The organism is Paenirhodobacter sp. (assembly GCF_050177655.1).
GTDB lineage: Bacteria > Pseudomonadota > Alphaproteobacteria > Rhodobacterales > Rhodobacteraceae > Rhodobacter.
The window spans coordinates 1-20,082 of record NZ_JBFXGV010000059.1 but is presented as its reverse complement, the minus strand read 5'-3'; the positions used below and the strand labels follow the sequence as shown (position 1 = coordinate 20,082).

Sequence of the window (20,082 nt, the reverse complement as noted above, 5' to 3'; positions counted from 1 at the left end):
TGCAAGTCCGCATCGCTGTGCTGAATGGCTACACCGCGCTTGGCATACCCGTCACAGTGGCCGTAGGATAAGTCCGTCCGGGGAAAGGGGAACTCCGCTCAGAACCTGATTTATGCAACAAGGCCCCGCGCGTTGCCACGCGATACGACTGGCGCCCGAAAACCTTCCTCTCCGCGATCACGCTCGCTGCAATCGCCTTATACCGGCTTTAGAACTCGATGCGCCTGGAGCCTGGGCCTCCTGAAATTTGCGCGCCCCCCCCATGCCGAAGGCTTCAACCTGAATAATCGCCTTATTCGGAATTACGAAGAATCGCATCAAGAGCGGCAAAACTCGCGGCGGTATCTTCAGCTTCTTCGCGCGCGATGAACGCGTCAAGCTCCGCCCAAGCCCGGATCGCGCGATCGATAAGCGGATCCGAACCACCGTTGTAGAGCCCGGCCTGAATCATCATCTCCGCCCGATCATAGGCCCCCAAAAGCTTGCGCGCCGTCGCGATCAAAGCATTTTCAGCCGCGCTGGCGGCGTCCGGCAGCGATCGGGAAACCGATCGCAATAGATCCACGGCCGGGAAACGCCCACGCTCCGCGATCGTGCGATCGAGCACCACATGGCCATCCAGCGTACCGCGCAGAATATCTGCGACGGGCTCATCCATATCGGAACCGGCGACGAGCACCGAGAACACCGCCGTGATATCCCCCGCCCCCTCGCTTCCCGGTCCGGAACGTTCGGCAAGCGACATGATCTGATGGGCCGTGGAGGGAGGAAACCCCCGCAGGCTCGGCGGCTCGCCCCCCGCCAGTGCAACCTCGCGATGCGCCTCGGCGAAGCGCGTGACACTATCCGCGAGGAACAGCACATGCTGCCCGCGATCCCGGAAATACTCCGCCACACACATCGCCGCCCAGGCGCAGCGACGCCGCACCAGCGGGGACTGATCCGATGTCGCGGCGATGATGACGGACCGCGCCATCCCCTCCGGGCCGAGAACCTTTTCCACGAATTCGCGCAGTTCCCGTCCCCGTTCGCCGATCAGGGCAATCACCACCACATCGGCTTCGACCCCGCGCGCGAACTTTGCCAGCAGCGACGATTTTCCGACGCCGGAGCCCGCAAAGAGGCCGATGCGCTGTCCGCGCACCAGCGGCAACAGAGTGTTGAACACCGAAAGCCCGGTTTCGACACGTGCGCCGAGGCGGCGACGCGAAGCCGCAGCGGGAGGCGTTGCACGCAGCTCGAGCTCCCGCGCGCCGCGCAAAAGCGGGCGGCCATCGAGCGGGCGGCCGAACGGATCGATGATGCGCCCAACCCAGCTGTTGTCAGGCGCAATGCCGCTTTGCCCCAGAACCTCCACGAGATCGCCGATCGCGACCCCGTCGATCGCGCTGTCGGCAAGCAGTGAAACGGCCCCGCGGCGCAGGCCGATCACCTCGGCCCCGATGGCGCGCCCAGCCTGACTGCGAATCAGCGCGCGATCCCCGAGGGCAGCCCGCCGTGACAGGCCGCTGACCTCGATCGTGCCCTTGCCCACCTCGAACACCCGACCGACAGGGTGCACGACCCCGAGATCCGCGATTTCCGCCCGCAACGAATCGAGTCCGCCAAATGCCATTCTGGCCTCCATGTGTTCTCGAAACGTTTTCTAAACGATTCGGCCTTAAATCTTGGTTGATAGCTCGGAGGAGAAACCCCGATGTTCGAAAAACTCGAGATCATGCAGATGGCCCAGGCGATGGCGCGCCAGGCCGCCCTGCGCCAGAATGTGGTCGCGCAGAATATCGCGAATGCCGATACCCCCGGATATCGCGCGCGCGACGTCGCCTCTTTCGCCGAAACCTATCGGAGCGACCTCTCAACCCCGATGAAGACGACGCGCCCGGGCCATCTCGGTGGCGCGAACGATTATACCGTCGCTGCGGTGGAAACCTCCGGCAGCGATGCGACCTCGCCCGACGGCAACGGCGTTTCGCTCGAGGACGAGATGGTCAAATCGGTCGACGTGAAGCGTCAGCACGATCTCGCGCTGACGATCTACAAATCCTCCCTCGACATTCTCCGCAGCAGTCTCGGGAAGGCGTGAACATGGCCGATTTCAGCTCCACACTCGCCACGTCCGCCTCCGGCATGAAGGCGCAGGCCATGCGGCTGCGTCATGTCTCCGAAAACATCGCCAATGCCGACACCCCCGGCTACCACCGCAAGACGACGAGCTTCGAAGAGGTCGTCGATCACGGTGAGACCACCGGTGAAGTGCAGCTTGGCCCCGTGGAACTCGACCAGAAGACCCTTGCCCGGATCTACGACCCGGGCAATCCGCTGGCCGATGAGAACGGCTACTACGACGGCTCGAATGTCGATCTGGTGGTCGAAATCGCTGACGCGCGCGAAGCGCAGCGCAGCTATGAGGCGAACCTCAGAATGTTCGATCAGACGCGACAAATGTCGTCGGCTCTGCTCGATCTGCTTCGTCGTTAATATGTGAAGGAGGTCCAGAATGGACTTGAAAACTTCCGTTGCGGCTCACGGCTACGCTCAGGCCCGCTCGGCCGCCACTCCGGTTCCGACCAATGCCGGGTCTGAGCACAGCTCCGTCGCCGATATGGCCTCGAGCTTTCTCGAAACCCTGCAGAACGGTGAGGAGACGGCAAAGGCCACGATGCTCGGCTCGGCCGATCCGCATGCGCTGGTCCAGGCGCTCGCGCAGACGCAGCTCGCGGTCGAGACCGCGGTGACGGTGCGCAACAAGGTCGTCGAGGCCTATCAGGAAATCCTGCGGATGCAGGTGTGACATGCATGACATCGTCTTCTTCGACACGATGCGTCAGGGGCTCTGGATCGCGGTGATGATCTCGGCGCCGATGCTGACCGTGGCGCTGATCGCCGGCGTCACCATCGGCCTCTTCCAGGCGCTCACCTCGGTGCAGGAGATGACCCTGACCTTCGTGCCGAAGGTCGGCGCCATGCTCGTCGTGTTCTGGGTGTCGATGTCCTTCATGTCCGAAACGCTCGTCGAATTCTTCAAGGCGCGCATCATCCCCCTGATCATCGGGAGCTGAGCGATGGACAACGCGATCTACGCCGCCCTCACCCGCCAATCCGGCCTGATGCAGGAAATGCAGAGCGTCGCCAACAACATGGCGAACATCTCCACGACCGGCTTCCGGCGCGAGGGGGTGATCTTCTCGGAATATGTCGCGGCGCTCGACGGCGACGAGCCGGCGCTGTCGATGGCCTATGCCCACGGGCGCAACGTGAACCTCGCCGAGGGCCCGCTGGCCTCCACCGGCGGCGCCCTCGATTTCGCGATCGAGGGGGATGGCTTCTTCATGGTCGAAACCCCCGAGGGCAATCAGCTCACCCGCGCCGGCAGCTTCATGCGCTCGGCCGAGGGCGAACTCGTCACGCCGGAGGGCTATCGCGTCCTCGACAATGGCGGCGGGCCGATCTTCGTCCCCGCGGACCAGGGGCGGGTGGCGATGGCCGAGGACGGCACCCTCTCCGTCGCCGGCGCGCCGATTGGCCAGATCGGGATCTACATGCCCGATGATCCGAACCAGCTTTCCCACCAGGCCGGCACCCGCTTCTCCGTCCCCGACGGCACCACGCCGGTGGAAAATCCGCGCGTGATGCAGGGCTTCGTCGAACAGTCGAACGTCGATCCGGTGAAGGAGATCTCGCGCATGATCGAGGTCCAGCGCGCCTATGAGATGGGCCAGAATTTCCTCGATCGCGAGGATCAACGCATCCGCAGCGTCATCTCGACGCTCAGCAAATAGGAGGTCTGAATGCGCGCCCTGCAAATCGCCGCCACCGGGATGGCCGCCCAACAGATGCGGGTCGAGGTGATCTCGAACAACCTCGCGAACATGTCCACCACCGGCTACAACGCCCGCCGGGCGGAGTTCGCCGACCTGCTCTATCAGCAACAGACCCGCCCGGGCACGATCACGGCGAACGACGGCACGATCATCCCCGCCGGCGTTCAGCTCGGCCTTGGCGTGCGCCCGACGGCGGTCAGCGTCGAGCTGTCGCAAGGCTCGCTCAGCTCGACCGGCGGCGATCTCGATCTCGCGATCGACGGCTACGGCTATTTCGAGGTGACACTGCCCTCCGGCGCCTCCGCCTATACCCGTGACGGCGGCCTGAAACGCTCTGCCGACGGGCAGATCGTCACCTCCGACGGCTACCCGCTCGTGCCCGGCATCACTCTCCCCGACGATGCCAGCTCGATCGCGATCGACGCCGCCGGAGAGGTCTATGCCTATTTCCAGAACCAGGTGCAGCCGCAGCTGCTCGGCCAGATCACCCTCGCCGGCTTCACCAACGAAAAGGGACTCGAGGCGATGGGCTCGAACCTCTTCCTCGAAACCACCGCCTCCGGCCCGCCGCAAGTCTCCGCGCCGGGAGAAAATGGGCTCGGCACGGTACGGCAGGGCTATCTCGAGGAGAGCTCGGTCGATGCCGTGCGCGAGATCACCGAGCTGATCAAGGCGCAGCGCGGTTACGAACTCAACGCCAAGGTGATCACCGCCGCCGACGAAATGCTCGGCACCACCGCACAGGTGCGCTGATGCGCGCCCTGATGATCGCCCTGCTCCTCGCCACCCTGGCGCCCCCGGTCTCGGCCGGGACACTGATTGCGACGCGCACATTGCGTGCCCAGACCGTGCTCTCCGCCGCAGATATCGCCCTCTCGGACGACCTTGTCGAAGGCGCGCTCAGCGATCCGCGCGACGCCATCGGCCTCGAAACCCGGGTCGCGATCTATCCCGGCCACCCGATCCGCGAGGGCGACCTCGCCCCCCCCGCGCTCGTCGAGCGCAATCAGACCATCATGCTGGTGTTCCAGCGCGGCGGCCTGACGATCCGCGCCGAGGGGCGCGCCCTCGACCGCGGCGCCGTCGGCGAGACGATCCGCGTGATGAACGCCACCTCGAAAGCGGTGGTCAGCGCCGTGATCGGAGCCGACGGCTCCGTCTATGTCCCGAACTGAAAAGGCCTGCCATGCGCCCTGTGCTGCTCCTGCTCCTCACGACCTCTCTGCTTGCCTGTTCGCGCCTCGAACAGGTCGGCAAGGCCCCGAATTTCAGCCCGACCGAAGACGGTAACGAATTCTTCGCGATGAACACCCAGGCGATGCCGGAACAGATCCCGGAATCGCCGGCGGCGCAGGAGGCCTCGCTCTGGACCGGGCAACGCGGGTCGCTGCTCGGTGACCGGCGCGCGGCGGCGCGCGGCGACATTCTGACCGTGGTGATCGAGATCGACGACAAGGCGGAGATCTCGAACACCACCGGGCGGAGCCGCTCGGGCTCGGACACGATGGGGGTCACCTCGATGTTCGGCATCCCGCAACGGCTCGACAAGCGCCTGCCCAGCGGCGCCACGATGGCCGATGCCTATGACACCTCCTCGGCTTCCTCCTACCAGGGCAACGGCTCCGTCGCGCGGAAGGAAAAACTGACGCTGCGCGTCGCGGCAACGGTGCTCGACAAGCTGCCCAATGGCGTGTTGCGCATCCAGGGCAGCCAGGAGGTGCGGGTCAATTTCGAGCTGCGGGAACTGATCGTCACCGGTTTCGTGCGCTCCGAGGACATCAGTCGGCAGAACGAGATCACCTATGACAAGATCGCCGGCGCCCGGATCTCCTATGGCGGCCGCGGCCAGATCACCGACGTTCAACAGCCGCGCTACGGCCAGCAGGTCGCCGATATCCTCCTGCCGTTCTGAGAGGGCATGATGCGCAAGATCCTTCCCATTCTCCTTGCCCTGATCGGCCTCGGCGCCGGCGGCGCGGCCGGCTATTTCCTGCGTCCGCCCCCCCCTGCCCCTGAAGCGGGGACTACCGAACATACGGAAGCTCCGGCCGAGACCGCAACGGGCCACGGCAGCGCGCCGAGCGAAAACGCCCATGGCAGCGAGGGCGACGCCGGCGGCGAAGCCACCGTGGAATATGTCAAACTCAACAATCAGTTCGTCGTTCCGGTGATCACCCGGGGCGCGGTATCCTCGCTCGTTGTCCTCTCGCTCAGCGTCGAGGTGACGGCAGGCAACACCGAAAAGGTCTATGCCGCGGAGCCGAAGATCCGCGACACCCTGCTCCAGGTGCTTTTCGATCACGCCAATGCAGGTGGTTTCGAGGGGGAATTCACCGAAACCGCGAAGATGGAAGATCTGCGCAGCGCGCTCACCGAGGCGACGCGTACGATCCTCGGCGACATCGTGAAGGAGGTGCTGATCTCGGATATCGCGCGTCAGGACTCCGCCTGAGCGGATCAGCCGTTCTTCGCCTTCTGCTTCCGGGCCGCCTCCACCAGGCGGTCCGAAATCTTTTCGAGGTTGTGCTCGCGGCCGACGGCGATCCGGGTCGCCTGCTTTTGCGCCTCGATACGCGCCGCCACCACCTCCGCCTGGGCCTCGAGCGCCTGCGCACGCCGGGCCGTCCAGGCGGAGAAACGCTCCGCCTGCAACCCATCCTGGGGCGAGGCAAGCCCTGCCTCCCTGGCCTCACGCTCCTGACACGCCACGGCATCCCGAGCCGCGCTCAGCCGTTGCCGCTCTCCCGTCAGGCGGGCGAGCGCAGCCATCTCCACATCGCGTCGGATCCGCGAGATCTCGAGCAGCACCGACAGACGTTTCACACTCATCGCCATCCCCGCGCCTTGACCCGCTGACGCATCTTCTCCGCAAAGCGGATCGCCGCGGCAACGGCACGATAATGTTCCGGGCGGATCTCGTCCCCGATATCGAGCGCAGCGTAAAGCGCACGGGCCGTCGGCGGATCGGAATGGATCGGCACGCCATTCTCGCTCGCCACCGCCCGGATCCGCGCCGCCACTTCGTCGACCCCCTTCGCCACGCAGACCGGCGCACGCTTCGCGCCGCGCTCCCATTTCAGCGCAACGGCATAATGGGTCGGGTTGACGACGATGACATCGGCCTTCGCCGCATCGGCCACCATCTGTTTCGTGGCGATCTCGACGGCTTTTTGCCGCCGTTGCTGCTTGATATGGGGATCGCCCTCGGATTGCTTCATCTCGTCGGTGAGTTCCTTGCGCGTCATCCGGTTGCGGCGCAGAAACTCCGCGCGCTGCCAGAGATAGTCGATCGCACCGATCACCGCGGCGAGCAGGATGAGCAGCAGCAGGAATTCCACGATGAGCTGCCCGAGATCGCGCGCGACCTGCGGCGCCTCGAGCTCCTGGGTGAAGAGAATCGCATCCATCTTGCGGATCGCGAACTTGCCGAGGATCAGCGCGATCACCACGAGTTTCACGAAACTCTTCGCGAATTCGAACAACCCGCTGCGGCCGAATTTCTGCCCGGCATTGGCGATCGGGTTGATCCGGTTGAGTTTCGGCATCAGCTTGTCGGGTGCGAAGACCACGGCACGCTGTCCCCAGAGCGCAACGAGCACAAGCGCCGCCGGAATGACGAACCAGGGCAAGACCGTGGCAACGAGGCCGAAAAGCACCCCCCCAGCCACCGAGGAACCGCCACCGAGAAACTGCGTCGACAGGCTGTCCGCCTGATCGAGGAGAACCATCGCGCGCGTACCGAAGGCCTGCAAGCTCATCGCGCCGAGCCCCATCGCCGCGATCGCGAAACCGGCATAGGCCGCCGCCACGGTGATCTCGGCCGAGCGCACGAGGTCACCCCGTTTTCGCGCCTCCTCGAGCTTGTGCGGCGTCGGTTCGAATTCGCGTTCGCTGTCGTCCTCGCCGCCGCTCATCGGGGAACCGTGAACGGATTTGCGAGAAAGGCTTCGAAGGCGCCATGCCAGAGCATCAGCCCGGTCGGCAAAGCGATCGCGAGCAAGACGAGCCCCCCGGCGGTCAGGGCTGGCGCACCGACGAAGGCCACCATGAGCTGCGGCATCGCGCGATTGATCGCGCCGAGCGCAACGTTGTAGATCAGCCCGGCGATGACGAAAGGCGCGGCGAGCGAGAAGGCGAGCGAGAAGGCCCGCACCACACCGGAAAGCCCCCAGCCGCGCACAAGATCGGGGTCGGGAAGATGCCCGGGCGGCAGGGCGTCATAGGATTGCACGAAAAGTTCCGCGAAACGGACATGCAGACCGAGATGGACGGCCACCGCGAGCCCGGCAAACATCAGAAGTTGCCCGACGGCCGGCTGCGGCTCCCCCGCGGTTCCGCCGAAGAGCTGCGAAAGCGAAGTCGCCTGCGCCGCCATCGTGCCCGCGATCTGCAGACAGAAGACGAAACTGCGCAGCACCATGCCGATCAGGAGCCCGATCAGCGCCTCTCCGATCAACCAGACCGGCAGGGGAAACGGGCTGGCGATGCGGCTCACGGCGGGCATCGCGGCCGGGAGCACCACGGCCGTAAAGGCGAAGGCGAGAACGAGACGCACGCGCATCGGCACGACCTGCTCACCGAAGGCCGGCAGCATCGCCATCGCCCCGGAAATCCGCAGGAAGACGATGAAACCCGCGAGGAGCAGTCCCTGCGCATCGTGGAGAAGTTGCGCCAAAGTCTCGGTCATGCCGGCACCACGCCCACCATCGACGGCCGCGCATCGAGGCCGATCTCCTCGAAGCTGAGCACCGGCGCGGAGATCCCCTTCGCACCAAGCACGGTCTTGAGGAAGCGGCGCCGGCGCGTCGAGGTGACGATTGCCGGAAAGATCCCGGCCTCCCCCGCCCGCGCGACCTTTTCGGCGACATTGTTGGCGAGGCGATTGAACTTGTCGGGCGGCAGCGCGACATCGGTCTGCCCGCGATCGCCCGCGATCTGATAGGCGGAGAAGGTGTCCTCCCATTCCGGCGCAAGCTGCAGCAGCGGCAGCGTGCCGTCGTCGCGGCGGAACTCGGCGACGAGCTGAAAGCCGAGGCGTTGGCGCACATGTTCGCAGATCGCCTCGGGCGATTGCAGACCCCGCGCCTCTGCGATCGCCTCGATGATCGCGAGCAGGTTGCGGATCGAGACGCGTTCTTCGAGCAGCAGGCGCAGCACCGCCAGCAGGAGATCGACCGGCACCTTTTCGGGGATCAGCTCGTCGAGGATCCGGCGATTGGCGTCGGCGCGGGCCGGGTCGGAAAGGTTGCAGACCTCCTCGAGCAGGCGACGCAGGGCGCGCAGCGTCATCAGCCGGCCGAAGTTGCGCTTGATCACCTCGAGCAGATGGGTCGCCAGCACCTCGGTCGGGCTGACGACGGTCGAACCGGCGAGCGCCGCCTCCTCCTGCGACGCGAGCGGCAGCCAGCGCGCCGGTGCGCCATAGACAGGTTCGCGCACATCCTCCCCTTCGGGCAGGAACTCGCGGTTGTCCGCAATGAGCGCCAGAACCCGCTCGGGGTGCAGCCGATCCTTCGCCTGTTCGACGCCCTGGATCCGGATGCGGTAGCAACCGGCATCGAGCGTCGCATCGTCGGTAAGGCGGATCTCGGGCAGGATCAGCCCGTAGCTTGCCGCGACATGGTTGCGCATATTGGAAATCCGCGCATCGAGCCCCGTCGCCGGATCAAGCGCCATCGCCACCAGATCGGGGGCGAATTCGACATGGATATCGTCGACATCGAGCACGTCGCCGATCGACTTGCGCTTTGCCTTTTCCGGCGGGGCGGGCATCTTCATCGCCTCGCGCCGCTGACGGCGAAGCTCATTGCGCCGCACGAGCCAGGCCGTGCCACCCAGCACCCCGGCCCCCAGCATGAAGGGCAAGAAGGGCAGGCCCGGGACCAGCGCGAAAAGCGCCATCAGCACCGCAACGGTCGAGAGCGCCGCGGGATATTTCGAGAGCTGGCGGAAGAGATCCATGTCCGCCGAGCCCTTCGCCCCGCCGCGCGAGAGCAGGATCGCCGAGGCGATCGAGATGATCACCGCGGGGATCTGGCTGACGAGCCCGTCGCCCACGGTGAGGATCGAATAGGTCTCGAGCGCGCGGGAGATCGGCATGCCATGCACGACGGTGCCGATGATCAGCCCGACGATGAGGTTGAGCATGGTGATCAGGAGGCCCGCGACGGCATCGCCCTTCACGAATTTCGACGCACCGTCGAGCGAGCCGAAGAAGGTCGTCTCCGCCTGTTCCTTCTCACGCCGGGCGCGGGCCTCGGCATGGTCGATCGCGCCGGCGTTCATGTCGCTGTCGATCGCGAGCTGCTTGCCCGGCATCGCGTCGAGGGCGAAACGCGCGCCGACCTCGGCCATGCGCCCCGCGCCCTTGGTGATGACGATGAAGTTCACGATCAGGATCACGCCGAAGACGACGAGACCGATCAGCACCGAGCCGCCCATGATGAAATTGGCAAAGCCCTGAATGACATGGCCCGCGGCACCGGTGCCGGTATGGCCCTGGCCGATGATCAGCTTCGTCGAGGAGACGTTGAGCGAGAGTCGCAGCATCAGCGAGGCGAGCAGGATCGTCGGGAAGGCGGAAAAATCGAGGGGACGCTCGATGAAGAGCGTCACCGTGAAGATCAGGATCGCGAGGGCGAAGGAGACGGCCAGGCCGATGTCGAGCACGAAGGAGGGCACCGGCAGGATCATCATCACGATGACCGCCATCAGCGCGAGGGCGAGCAGGATCGTCGGCTGGAAGATCGTGGAAAGGGAGATCTTCGGCATCAGTTCACCTCGGAACGCTGCAGCGCGGTGGCAAAAAGACTGGCACCGGGAGCGCCGCCAAGCGGTGGCGCAGCCCCGCCCGAACGTTTCAGGAGCGGATAGGAATTGACCCTCGGCGGGGCCGGCGCCTTTTCCGGGCCGTTCATCGCCAGCACGATATCGGGGATCTCCGGCACATCCCCGTAGGGCATCTGTGCCGGCGCCGTGGTCATCGCCGCAACCGAGGGCGCAAGCGCGGAGAGCGGCTTGCCATCCTCCTGCGCGAAACGCTGGCGCAGATCGGTGAAACGCGCCGCGTAGCGGTCAGCGAATTCCTTCGTGCGGGAATGATAGGCGCCCGCCGCCTTCTCCCAGGATCCGGTTTCCCCGTAAAGCTCACCGAGGAATTTCGCCGCATAAAGCGCGTTGTGCAGCGGATCGAACATCTCGTCGATCGAGGAAAAGGCCTGGTTGTGCCACTTGTAGTTGATCTGGAAGCAGCCGACGTCAAAGCTCCGCGCGCCGCGCTTGAACTCCTGGAAAACATAGGCGCGCGCCTCGTCGAGCGTGTCGAACCAATGCCCGGCGCCTTCCATGTTCACCGTCCAGGGCCAGGGCTTGAACGAGCCCTCGAGCTTGCGCCCGGTTTCGGTGAGCGAAATCGCCTTCAGGACCGAAACGGGAATACCGGACTGACGCGAAGCCTCCTCCGCCACCCGTTCGCACATCGCCGAAATCGCCAGTTTCGATTCGGCCGCACGTAGCGGAAACGCGCCCCCCACGACGAAAAGCGCAACGATAACAAAGATCGGCCAGAGCCTCGGCATGGGATTCGCCCCTGAAAGCAGCAGTTCTTGCTGCCCCCGAAGCTAGGGGACGAATCTTTACATCCGGTAATCGACGACGGGATCGCGCCGGTCAGCCCCGCAGCTGCGCGAGATATTCGCCATGCAGCGGCTCGGGCGCCGAAAGCAGCCCGTCGACCTGCGCGGAAGCGCAGTTGAAGCGCAGCTTTCCACCATGACAATCGGTGGTCAGCGCCCCGGCGCGGTTCGCGATCAGGCTGGCGGCGGCGATATCCCATTCCCAGGCCGGGCGCAGCGAGATCGCCGCATCGAACCGCCCCTCCGCCACCAGGCAAAGCCGCCAGGCGAGCGAGGAGCGGAATTTCCGCTGATAGGAGGGGACGCCGTTGCGCCAGTTGCCGGCGTCGTCCGTCAGCTTCGAGGTGAGCAGCGTGCTCCCCTCGATCTGCGCGACGGAGGCGGGGCGGATCGGCATGCCGTTGAGCAACGCCGGGCCGGTCACCGTGGCGGCATAGGTCATCTCGAGCGCGGGCAGATGCACGACGCCAGCGACGACCTCGCCGCGCTCGACCACCGCGATCGCATGGGCAAAGCCGCTCTCGTTGGCCAGGAACGCCCGGGTGCCGTCGATCGGGTCGACGACGAAGATGCGCTCCGCCGAAAGTCGCGCGGCATCGTCAAGGCTCTCCTCCGAAAGCCAGCCGTAATCGGGGCGCGCCCCGCGCAGCCGCTCCGCCAGCAGATCGTTCACCGCGAGGTCGGCCTCGGAAACCGGGCCGGCGCCGGCATCCTTTTCCCAGGCCTTCGGCGCGGTCTTCCAGTAGCGCAGCGCAAGCGCGCCCGCCTCCTTTGCCGCCGCGGTCAGCAGCGCGAGATCCTCGGTCACGTGCTTATCCTGCAAGGGTCAGACCTTCGAGCAGGAGCGAGGGCACGACATGGCTCAGATGCGCGCGGGCATCGTTGGCGGGCGTGATCCGCAGCAGCATGTCGCGCAGATTGCCGGCGACGGTGCATTCGTTGACGGGATGGGTGATCTCGCCGTTCTCGACCCAGAAGCCCGAGGCACCGCGCGAATAATCGCCGGTCGTCGGGTTGATCGTGGCGCCGATGAAGGAGGTGACGAGCAGCCCGCTGCCCATCGCGCGCAAGAGCTCCTCGCGGCTTTGCGCGCCCTGGGTGAGCGCGACATTGCCCACCCCCGGCGAGGGAGGAGAGGACGTCCCGCGCGAGGCATTCGCCGTGCTGCGCAGCCCGAGCTTGCGCGCCGTGGCGAGGTCGAGCGTCCAGCCCATGAGCACGCCGTTCTCGACGATCGCGCGGCGCGCAGTGGGCAGGCCCTCGGCGTCGAAGGGGCGCGAGCCGGAGATCCGCGGACGATGCGGATCCTCGATCAGGCTCAGGCCTTCGGGCAGCACCTGCGTGCCCAGCGCATCACGCAGCCAGGAGGCGCCGCGGGTGATCGCGGTGCCGTTGATCGCGGAAAGGAGATGGCCGATCAAGCTTCCGGCGACGCGCTCGTCGATCAGCACCGGATAGGCGCCGGTCTTCGGCGCACGCGGATTGGCACGCGCCACGGCGCGTTCGCCGGCAAGCTGCCCGACGGAGGCGGCGGAGGGCAGATCGGCCTGGAAACAGCGGCTTTCCGCGGCCCAGTCGCGCTCCATCGACAGCCCTTCGCCCGAGATCGCGACGGCGGAAACGGCGCGCGAGGTTCGCGCATAGCCGCCCGAGAACCCGTTCGAGGCCGCGATCTGCAGCCGGCGCGCGGAATAGGAGGCGGAGGCGGATTGCACCTGCGCCACGCCGGCAACCGCGAGCGCGGCGGCCTCGGCCTCGCGCGCATCGGTCTCGAGCGCCTGGGCCAGGGGTTCGGGCGCCGGATCGGCGAGCTCGAAGCCGGAGACATCCCAGTCGCGGGCCAGCTGATCGGGATCGGCAAGCCCGGCATAGGGATCCTCGGGCGCCTCGCGCGCCATCGCCACCGCGCGTTCGGCCATATCGGCGATCGTGCGCGCGGAAATGTCGGAGGCGGAAACGCAGGCTTGCCGCCCGCCGATCAGCACGCGCAGGCCGATCTCGACCCCTTCGGCACGCTCCGCCTGTTCGAGCTGCCCCTGCCGCACGTCGATCGAGACGGAACGTCCGTCGACCGCGATCGCATCGGCGGCACCGGCGCCCGCCTTCGTGGCGGCAGCCAGAAGGGCTTCGGTCAGATCGGAAAGATTGGCAGAGGGCATTGGGGCTCCTGAATCATAGGGTCGCCCGGAACGCACCGGACGACCCCGCGGCGCATCCGCTTTACTTGATGCGCTGACCGTTTGCGAGGATTTCCCCGCCCTGTTTGAACTCGATCTTCGAGGTCATCTGGTCGTCCCCGGCCGGAACCGCGTAAAGACCCATCATCATCCGCACGAACATCGCCTGATCCTGCGGCATCAGCCCCATCGCGGTGAGCCCGTCCATCACCTTGTTCGCCCCAGCAAGCTGCAGGTCGATCGCGCCCACCGGCATCGGCATGCCGCTGCTGTTGTCGAAGGTCATCGCGCCCTTGCCGTCGAGATCGGCGCCGGCGACGGTGAGCTTGAGCTTGTTGACGTCGAGGCTGTCGATCTCGATCGGCGGGGCCGGCGATTTCGCCGCCTCGGGCGAGTAGAGGTCGATCAGCGGCTTCGCGGTGCCGCTCAGGTCGATCACCAGCGTCGCCGGATCATGGCCGAGGTGGTTTTGCGGATCGAGCAGGCCCCAGAGCTGATCGGAGAGCGCCAGACCGACGAGGCCGAGCTTCGCGACGAAGGGCCGCGGCGCATCGCTCGCGGCCAGCGGAATCGCGAAATCGAGTTCCGTCTTGTCGAGCGTCGCCTCGATCGGGATCGGCAGCTGCGTGGTGGTGGCGCTGATCGTGGCGGCATCGCCGGTTACCGCGTAGCGCACGCCATCGGCGGCGAAAGTGCCGTCGAGGCTGCCCGACTGCGCGCTGCCCTTGATCGTGGTCGGCCCCTCCGGCGCGGTCGCGTCGAGCGTGTAGCTCGAGGCACCATAGGTCATCTTGCTGGTGATCTTCAGCCCCTTGCCAAGCGCGGCGCCGAAATCCTTCATCTCGACGCCTTCGGGCAGGAACGAGGTTCCCGATCCGTCGAGATTGGCAACCGTCGCTTCGAGGTTGAAGGTGTTGCTCGTCTCCGGATCCGCCCCCGAGGCGGTGAACTTCGCCGCCGAGGCCTTGATGCTCGACTCGATGGTGCGGCCGGCGTTCAAGGTCACGAGATAGTGGCCGGTCAGCCCCGAGAGCGAGGCCCAGACCTTGACCGGAACGGCCTTGTCGTCGCCCGGGCCCGCGATCTTCTGGTCGAATTCGGCCACGATCTCGGGCGCGGTGAGGTCATAGGACATCGCCTCCGGCGTGCCAGAGACGATCGCCGCCGCATTCGCCTGGGTGATCTTGATCGCCATCTCGAGCGCGGGCTGCCCCTCGGGCTTGCTGTTCGCCTGGGCGTCGATCTCCTGCGAGCCGGTCACCTCGACGGTGCCGTCGCCGATCTCGCGCAGCCGCATCTCGGGAACCGTCATCTCGAAGGTCGACCCCTCGATGGTATTGCTCAGCTTGAGATCGGAGATCACCAGCGTGTCGCCGGTCTGCGCCGTGCCCCCGGTGGTGAGTTGATAGCCGTAATCGGCATATTGCTTCTGCCAGCTGTCCCAGACCTGTTGCGCCGTCACATCGGCATGCAGCGCCGTCGTCCCCAGAAGCAGAATGCAGAGGCTCGTGGCGCCTGCCGTGTTCAACCGTGCCATGATGCACCCTTTGTTGGAATCTTCGTTCGAATGATTGCCCCGCGCCAGCATCCCGTGACCCGCGGCGATGGTCAAGGGGCCGCGGGCTTGCTACGAGAGGGGAAGATCAGATCCGGAGTATCGCGCATGATCCACGTTGCACAGGCCGACGGCGTCTGGACCGTCACCATCGACCGGCCGGAAAAGGCCAATTCGCTCACCCGCGAGATGCTGTCGCAGATCGCCGACGCCGCCGAGAAAGCCGCGGCCGAGGGCGCGCGCGTCTTCGTGCTGCGCGGCACCGGCAAGGTGTTTTCCGCCGGCGCCGATCTCGACGAGGCGCGCGCGGGGCTGGCCACCGACGGCGTCTGGGAGCGGCTTTCGGGCGCGATCGCGGCGCTGCCCTGCCTGACGATCGCGGCGCTCAACGGCACACTGGCCGGCGGCGCGATGGGGATGGTGCTCGCCTGCGATCTGCGTCTTGCGGTGCCTGAGGCGAAATTCTTCTACCCGGTGATGAAGCTCGGCTTCCTGCCGCAGCCCTCCGATCCGAAGCGGCTTGCCGGGCTGATTGGCCCCGCGCGGGCGAAGATGATCCTGATGGCCGGGCAGAAGATCGGCGCCGAGGAGGCGCGGATCTGGGGCCTCGTCGATCGCGTCGTGCCGGGCGAGGCGATGGAGGCGGAGATCGCAACGCTCGCGGCGGATGCGCGCGGCGCGGCGCCGGCCCATGTCGCCGCGATCAAGGCGATGATCTGAAACGAAAGGCGCGGCCCCGGGGGACCGCGCCATTTGCACCGGAAGGCCGGGTCAGGCGTAGACGCCTTCCTTCCCGAACTGCTTCACCAGCATGTAATAGACGACGGCGCGATACTTGCTGCGCTCCGACCGGCCATAGGTCTCGATCACGGCGTCGATCGCGTCCATCAGCTCGGGCCCGTCGGCGAGGCCGAGCTTCTTGATCAGGAAATTGTTTTTCACGGTTTCGAGCTCGCTCGGCTGGCTGCCCGCCACCACCGAGGCATCGGCGTCATAGATCGCCGGGCCGCAGCCGATCGTCACCTTCGTCAGAAGATCCATGTCCGGCGTCATGCCGCATTTGTTCTGCAGATCTTCCGCGTATTTCGCGATCAGATCGTCACGCTTGCCCATTGTTCACCCTCACCTGTCTGAATCCGTTCCCGCGCCGTGGGCCATCCCACGCGACCGGAGCCTAAGGCGAAAGCGGAAAGGAGACCAAGGGAAATCTTCCCGCAACCTCCCCCTCGCCCGGGGATCGGCGAAAGCTGGCCCGGAATGCAAAAGGCGGGGCCTGCGCCCCGCCTTCATCCTCACGGAAAACCGCGCTCAGTAGCGGTAGTGATCCGATTTGAACGGGCCTTCGACGGTGACGCCGATATAGTCCGCCTGATCCGGGCGCAGCTCGGTCAGCTTCACGCCGATCTTCTTCAGATGCAGCCGCGCGACCTTTTCGTCGAGCGCCTTGGGCAGGATGTAGACGCCGGGCGCATAGTCCGCGCCCTTGGTGAAAAGCTCGATCTGCGCCAGCACCTGGTTGGTGAAGGAGGCCGACATCACGAAGCTGGGGTGGCCGGTGGCATTGCCGAGGTTCAAAAGACGCCCCTCGGAAAGCAGGATGATCCGCGCGCCCGAGGGCATCTCGATCATGTCCACCTGATCCTTGATGTTCGTCCACTTGTGGTTGCGCAGCGCGGCGACCTGGATCTCGTTGTCGAAATGGCCGATGTTGCCGACGATGGCCATGTCCTTCATCGCGCGCATGTGCTCGATGCGGATCACGTCGCGGTTGCCGGTGGTGGTGACGAAGATATCGGCGCTGTCGACGACATCCTCGAGCACGACGACCTCGAAGCCGTCCATCGCCGCCTGAAGCGCGCAGATCGGGTCGACCTCGGTCACCTTCACGCGCGCGCCGGCCCCGCGCAGCGAGGCCGAAGAGCCCTTGCCCACATCGCCATAGCCGCAGACCACGGCGACCTTGCCGGCCAGCATCACGTCGGTCGCGCGGCGGATACCGTCGACGAGCGATTCCTTGCAGCCATATTTGTTGTCGAATTTCGACTTGGTGACCGAGTCGTTGACGTTGATCGCCGGGAAGGGCAGCAGCCCTTTCTTGTGCAGGTCGTAAAGACGATGCACGCCGGTGGTGGTTTCCTCCGACACGCCCTTGATAGCGGCGCGCTGCTGGGTGAACCAGCCGGGGGTTTCCGCCATCCGCTTCTTGATCTGGTTGAAGAGGCAGACCTCTTCGTCCGAGGTCGGCACCGCGATCAGATCGGTCTCGCCCGCCTCGACCCGCGCACCGAGCAGAATGTAAAGCGTCGCATCGCCGCCATCGTCGAGGATCATGTTCGCCGTGCCTTCCGCGAACTGGAAGATCTTGTCGGTGTAGGTCCAGTACTCCTCGAGGCTCTCGCCCTTGATCGCGAAGACCGGGGTGCCACCCGCCGCGATCGCCGCCGCCGCGTGATCCTGCGTCGAGAAGATGTTGCACGAGGCCCAGCGCACATCGGCGCCAAGCGCCTTCAGCGTCTCGATCAGCACCGCGGTCTGCACCGTCATGTGCAGCGAGCCCGCGATGCGCGCGCCGGTGAGCGGCTTCGTCTCGCCGAATTCCTCGCGGCAGGCCATCAGGCCCGGCATCTCGGTTTCGGCAATGTCGAGTTCCTTGCGGCCGAACTCGGCCAGCTTGATGTCCTTGACGATGTAATCGGCCATTTTCGGCTCCCGAATTCTGTTTCGGGGGCTTGTATCATCCGCGCCGCCCCCCGGCAATGCAGCCGGGCTTTCGTGGTTGCGCAGGCCTTTCCGTCAGGCCGCGGGCAGCACCTTCTCCCGCGTCAGAAGCGCGATCGGATCATTGCCGGCCTTCCAGCCAATGCCTGAGGAGATCACGCAGGAAACCCCGTCCGACCGGGTATAGACCGCGGTCCAGGTGCCCATCTCGGCCGAGGCCCAAAGCTCGACCGAACGGTCGCGCGCAAGCGGCATCGAGAGCTGCTTCGCCTCCTGGTAATCGGCATCGAGCACCCCGGCGAGCACCGCGCGATGGTCGCAATAGGGCACGTCGACGGATTGATCCTCACCGATCTCGCTGATCTGGTCGAAGACGGAAAGCTCGCCATAGGGAATGTCGGCGCCGATGTCGTCCATCGGGCGCATCTCGTCATTTGCCGGCGGGATCACCCCGGCCTTGGGGTCCACGCCGGAAAAGGCGACGGTCACGGTGCCGAGCACGGCGGCGCCAAGGGCGGCGGCGGCGATCGAAGTCTTGATCGGGTCGAAGCGCATCTGGTCCTCGCTGTTCAAGCTTTCGATCCCAACACGCGACAGGCCGATCCGGTTCCCACCCGGTTTACAGCGCCGCGCGCCTTGGCTAGCACGGGGCCAGGTGACGGAGGGGATGATGAAGCGCGCGTGGCAAAGGATGCTTTCGGGGCGGCGGCTCGATCTGCTCGACCCGACGCCGGTCGATATCGAGATCGAGGACATCGCCCATGGCCTGGCCTTCGTCGCGCGCTGGAACGGGCAGACCTTCGGCGATTTCCCCTATTCGGTGGCGGAGCATTCGCTCCTCGTCGAGGAGATTTTCGCCCGGCAGAACCCGGGCATCGCCGCGCGCTGGCGACTGGCGGCGCTGTTGCACGACGCGCCGGAATATGTGCTGGGGGACATGATCTCGCCGGTGAAGGCCGCGATCGGGGCCGGTTATGGCGACCTCGATCAGCGGCTCACGGCGGCGGTGCATCTGCGCTTCGGCCTGCCCGCGGCCCTGCCCGCCCCGATCAAGAAGGCGATCAAGGCGGCGGACACGATCTCCGCCCGGCTCGAGGCCGAACAGATCGCTGGATTTTCGGCATTGGAAGCGGATCGCATCTTCGGCAAGCCCGATCCTGCGATCATCCGGGGGCTGGCGATCCGCCTGCGTCCCCCGGCCGAAGTGCGCGCGGAATTCACCGCGCGTCACGCTGCCCTGCTGAGCGAACTCAGCGGTTGAACTTGTATTCGCCGCGGTTGCGGGAACGGGGCGCATAACCGCCCATCGCAAGAGTCATCACTTCTGCAAGAATCCGGATCATTTTCTGATCTCCTTGGTTAGGTTCATGGCGCCTATTTGTGTTGACTCGCATGATTTTGCGAGTCAGGAATTTTGTGACATCTGTTAGAATAATTGACATATGAGTGAAATCGACTGGAAACGCATGCCGCCGCTCACCGCGCTGCGCGCTTTTGCCGCGACCGCGCGCGAGGGTGGATTCAGTGCCGCGGCACGGCGGCTGAACGTCACCCATGCCGCCGTGCAACAGCAGGTTCGGGCCCTGGAAGCCGAGCTTGGCGTCGCGCTGCTGTGGCGCGACGGACGGCATCTGCACCTCACCGCCGAGGGCGAACGCTTCGCCGCCACGCTTGCCGACGGCTTCTCGATGATTCAGTCGGCGGTCGAAGCCTTGCGCGCCCAGCACATGGAAAAGCCGCTCGCGGTGACCCTGCCGCCGGCCTTCGCCTCCGAATGGCTGATGCCCCGGCTTTCACGGTTCTGGAAACGCCACCCCGAAATCGCGCTGTCGCTTTTGCCCGAACAGCGCACGATCGACCTGCGCGAGGCGGGCGCCAATCTCGGCATCCGCTTCGGCGACGGATCCTGGCCCGGGGTGATCTCCGAATTCGTCACCGCCGCCCCGCAGGTGGTGGTGGCCGCGCCGGAATTGCTTGGCGGGCGGCGAAAACTTTCGCTGCGCGAAATGTCGATGCTGCCCTGGATCCGCGAGGGCGATTGGCCCGAACAGGGCGTTGTTGCGCAAATCCGGGAGGATTCATGTTGTGAATCCGGCATGCTAGCTGGGCAGCATGAGCAGACCTCCGAAGACGACCTACAAGACCACCAACTGGCAAAGCTACAATCAGGCGCTGAG

24 protein-coding genes are annotated in these 20,082 nt (G+C 65.8%); 12 read left to right on the top strand and 12 right to left on the bottom strand.

What is annotated here, in order from left to right:
• Window positions 1-292 precede the first annotated feature (292 nt).
• Window positions 293-1,615, bottom strand: coding sequence for a FliI/YscN family ATPase (locus tag AB7U46_RS16090; RefSeq protein WP_428338003.1), 1,323 nt, complete (start codon window positions 1,613-1,615; stop codon window positions 293-295).
• An 81-nt stretch (window positions 1,616-1,696) separates the two neighbouring features.
• Here AB7U46_RS16090 and AB7U46_RS16085 point away from each other — a divergent pair, with 81 nt between their 5' ends.
• The 9 genes from AB7U46_RS16085 to AB7U46_RS16045 are packed head-to-tail and all read left to right on the top strand — an operon-like array spanning window position 1,697 to window position 6,273.
• Window positions 1,697-2,083, top strand: a complete 387-nt coding sequence (locus AB7U46_RS16085; RefSeq protein WP_428338002.1) for a FlgB family protein — start codon at window positions 1,697-1,699, stop codon at window positions 2,081-2,083.
• 2 nt (window positions 2,084-2,085) lie between these two features.
• Window positions 2,086-2,478, top strand: a complete 393-nt coding sequence (gene flgC, locus AB7U46_RS16080; protein ID WP_428338001.1) for a flagellar basal body rod protein FlgC — start codon at window positions 2,086-2,088, stop codon at window positions 2,476-2,478.
• Window positions 2,479-2,497: 19 nt separating this feature from the next.
• Window positions 2,498-2,791, top strand: a complete 294-nt coding sequence (gene fliE / locus AB7U46_RS16075) for a flagellar hook-basal body complex protein FliE (protein WP_428338000.1) — start codon at window positions 2,498-2,500, stop codon at window positions 2,789-2,791.
• A 1-nt stretch (window position 2,792) separates the two neighbouring features.
• Window positions 2,793-3,059, top strand: coding sequence for a flagellar biosynthetic protein FliQ (locus tag AB7U46_RS16070; protein ID WP_428337999.1), 267 nt, complete (start codon window positions 2,793-2,795; stop codon window positions 3,057-3,059).
• 3 nt (window positions 3,060-3,062) lie between these two features.
• Window positions 3,063-3,779, top strand: a complete 717-nt coding sequence (locus tag AB7U46_RS16065) for a flagellar hook-basal body complex protein (RefSeq protein WP_428337998.1) — start codon at window positions 3,063-3,065, stop codon at window positions 3,777-3,779.
• Between the two features lie 9 nt (window positions 3,780-3,788).
• On the top strand, window positions 3,789-4,574 hold the full coding sequence (flgG, locus tag AB7U46_RS16060) for a flagellar basal-body rod protein FlgG (protein WP_428337997.1): 786 nt from the start codon (window positions 3,789-3,791) through the stop codon (window positions 4,572-4,574).
• Window positions 4,574-4,996: a flagellar basal body P-ring formation chaperone FlgA gene (gene flgA / locus AB7U46_RS16055; protein ID WP_428337996.1), complete on the top strand. Its 423-nt coding sequence runs from the start codon at window positions 4,574-4,576 to the stop codon at window positions 4,994-4,996. The genes flgG and flgA overlap by 1 nt, the downstream gene beginning before the upstream one ends.
• Before the next feature lie 11 nt (window positions 4,997-5,007).
• Window positions 5,008-5,733, top strand: a complete 726-nt coding sequence (gene flgH / locus AB7U46_RS16050; protein ID WP_428337995.1) for a flagellar basal body L-ring protein FlgH — start codon at window positions 5,008-5,010, stop codon at window positions 5,731-5,733.
• A 6-nt stretch (window positions 5,734-5,739) separates the two neighbouring features.
• Window positions 5,740-6,273 carry a flagellar basal body-associated FliL family protein gene (locus AB7U46_RS16045; protein WP_428337994.1) on the top strand — a complete coding sequence of 178 codons (534 nt, stop codon included), beginning with the start codon at window positions 5,740-5,742 and terminating at the stop codon, window positions 6,271-6,273.
• A 5-nt stretch (window positions 6,274-6,278) separates the two neighbouring features.
• On the opposite strand, the gene AB7U46_RS16040 is transcribed toward AB7U46_RS16045, so the two are convergent.
• The 8 genes from AB7U46_RS16040 to AB7U46_RS16005 all read right to left on the bottom strand — a co-directional run bounded on the left by AB7U46_RS16040 (window position 6,279) and on the right by AB7U46_RS16005 (window position 15,169).
• Complete coding sequence (locus tag AB7U46_RS16040; protein ID WP_428337993.1) at window positions 6,279-6,650, bottom strand: hypothetical protein; 372 nt, start codon at window positions 6,648-6,650, stop codon at window positions 6,279-6,281.
• Window positions 6,647-7,735: an EscU/YscU/HrcU family type III secretion system export apparatus switch protein gene (locus tag AB7U46_RS16035; RefSeq protein WP_428337992.1), complete on the bottom strand. Its 1,089-nt coding sequence runs from the start codon at window positions 7,733-7,735 to the stop codon at window positions 6,647-6,649. The genes AB7U46_RS16040 and AB7U46_RS16035 overlap by 4 nt, the downstream gene beginning before the upstream one ends.
• Complete coding sequence (locus tag AB7U46_RS16030) at window positions 7,732-8,508, bottom strand: flagellar biosynthetic protein FliR (RefSeq protein WP_428337991.1); 777 nt, start codon at window positions 8,506-8,508, stop codon at window positions 7,732-7,734. Before AB7U46_RS16030 ends, AB7U46_RS16035 begins: the two co-directional genes overlap by 4 nt.
• A complete protein-coding gene (flhA, locus tag AB7U46_RS16025) occupies window positions 8,505-10,592 on the bottom strand; it encodes a flagellar biosynthesis protein FlhA (RefSeq protein WP_428337990.1) in 2,088 nt (695 codons plus the stop codon). Before flhA ends, AB7U46_RS16030 begins: the two co-directional genes overlap by 4 nt.
• Complete coding sequence (locus tag AB7U46_RS16020) at window positions 10,592-11,398, bottom strand: transglycosylase SLT domain-containing protein (protein WP_428337989.1); 807 nt, start codon at window positions 11,396-11,398, stop codon at window positions 10,592-10,594. The genes flhA and AB7U46_RS16020 overlap by 1 nt, the downstream gene beginning before the upstream one ends.
• Before the next feature lie 91 nt (window positions 11,399-11,489).
• Window positions 11,490-12,263 (bottom strand): 3'(2'),5'-bisphosphate nucleotidase CysQ, encoded by a 774-nt coding sequence (locus tag AB7U46_RS16015; RefSeq protein WP_428337988.1) that lies wholly within the window; start codon window positions 12,261-12,263, stop codon window positions 11,490-11,492.
• A 4-nt stretch (window positions 12,264-12,267) separates the two neighbouring features.
• Entirely contained in the window at window positions 12,268-13,614 is a 1,347-nt protein-coding gene (locus AB7U46_RS16010) for a TldD/PmbA family protein (RefSeq protein ID WP_428337987.1), read from the bottom strand.
• Window positions 13,615-13,675: 61 nt separating this feature from the next.
• Window positions 13,676-15,169, bottom strand: coding sequence for a DUF2125 domain-containing protein (locus AB7U46_RS16005; protein WP_428337986.1), 1,494 nt, complete (start codon window positions 15,167-15,169; stop codon window positions 13,676-13,678).
• A gap of 126 nt (window positions 15,170-15,295) precedes the next feature.
• Between AB7U46_RS16005 and AB7U46_RS16000 the strand changes: the two genes are divergently transcribed.
• Window positions 15,296-15,907 carry an enoyl-CoA hydratase/isomerase family protein gene (locus AB7U46_RS16000; RefSeq protein WP_428337985.1) on the top strand — a complete coding sequence of 204 codons (612 nt, stop codon included), beginning with the start codon at window positions 15,296-15,298 and terminating at the stop codon, window positions 15,905-15,907.
• Window positions 15,908-15,958: 51 nt separating this feature from the next.
• Here the strand turns inward: AB7U46_RS16000 and AB7U46_RS15995 are convergent, their stop codons facing one another.
• The 3 genes from AB7U46_RS15995 to AB7U46_RS15985 all read right to left on the bottom strand — a co-directional run bounded on the left by AB7U46_RS15995 (window position 15,959) and on the right by AB7U46_RS15985 (window position 18,478).
• The gene (locus tag AB7U46_RS15995) at window positions 15,959-16,300 is read right to left on the bottom strand and encodes a DUF2853 family protein (RefSeq protein WP_428337984.1); all 342 of its coding nucleotides are present in this window, start codon (window positions 16,298-16,300) and stop codon (window positions 15,959-15,961) included.
• A gap of 195 nt (window positions 16,301-16,495) precedes the next feature.
• Window positions 16,496-17,887, bottom strand: coding sequence for an adenosylhomocysteinase (ahcY, locus tag AB7U46_RS15990; protein WP_428337983.1), 1,392 nt, complete (start codon window positions 17,885-17,887; stop codon window positions 16,496-16,498).
• A 93-nt stretch (window positions 17,888-17,980) separates the two neighbouring features.
• On the bottom strand, window positions 17,981-18,478 hold the full coding sequence (locus tag AB7U46_RS15985; RefSeq protein WP_428337982.1) for a hypothetical protein: 498 nt from the start codon (window positions 18,476-18,478) through the stop codon (window positions 17,981-17,983).
• Window positions 18,479-18,575: 97 nt separating this feature from the next.
• Between AB7U46_RS15985 and AB7U46_RS15980 the strand changes: the two genes are divergently transcribed.
• Both AB7U46_RS15980 and AB7U46_RS15975 read left to right on the top strand, forming a co-directional pair.
• Window positions 18,576-19,166, top strand: coding sequence for a hypothetical protein (locus AB7U46_RS15980; RefSeq protein WP_428337981.1), 591 nt, complete (start codon window positions 18,576-18,578; stop codon window positions 19,164-19,166).
• 181 nt (window positions 19,167-19,347) lie between these two features.
• Window positions 19,348-20,082: LysR family transcriptional regulator (locus AB7U46_RS15975; RefSeq protein WP_428337980.1), on the top strand; the 735-nt coding region annotated here is incomplete at its 3' end.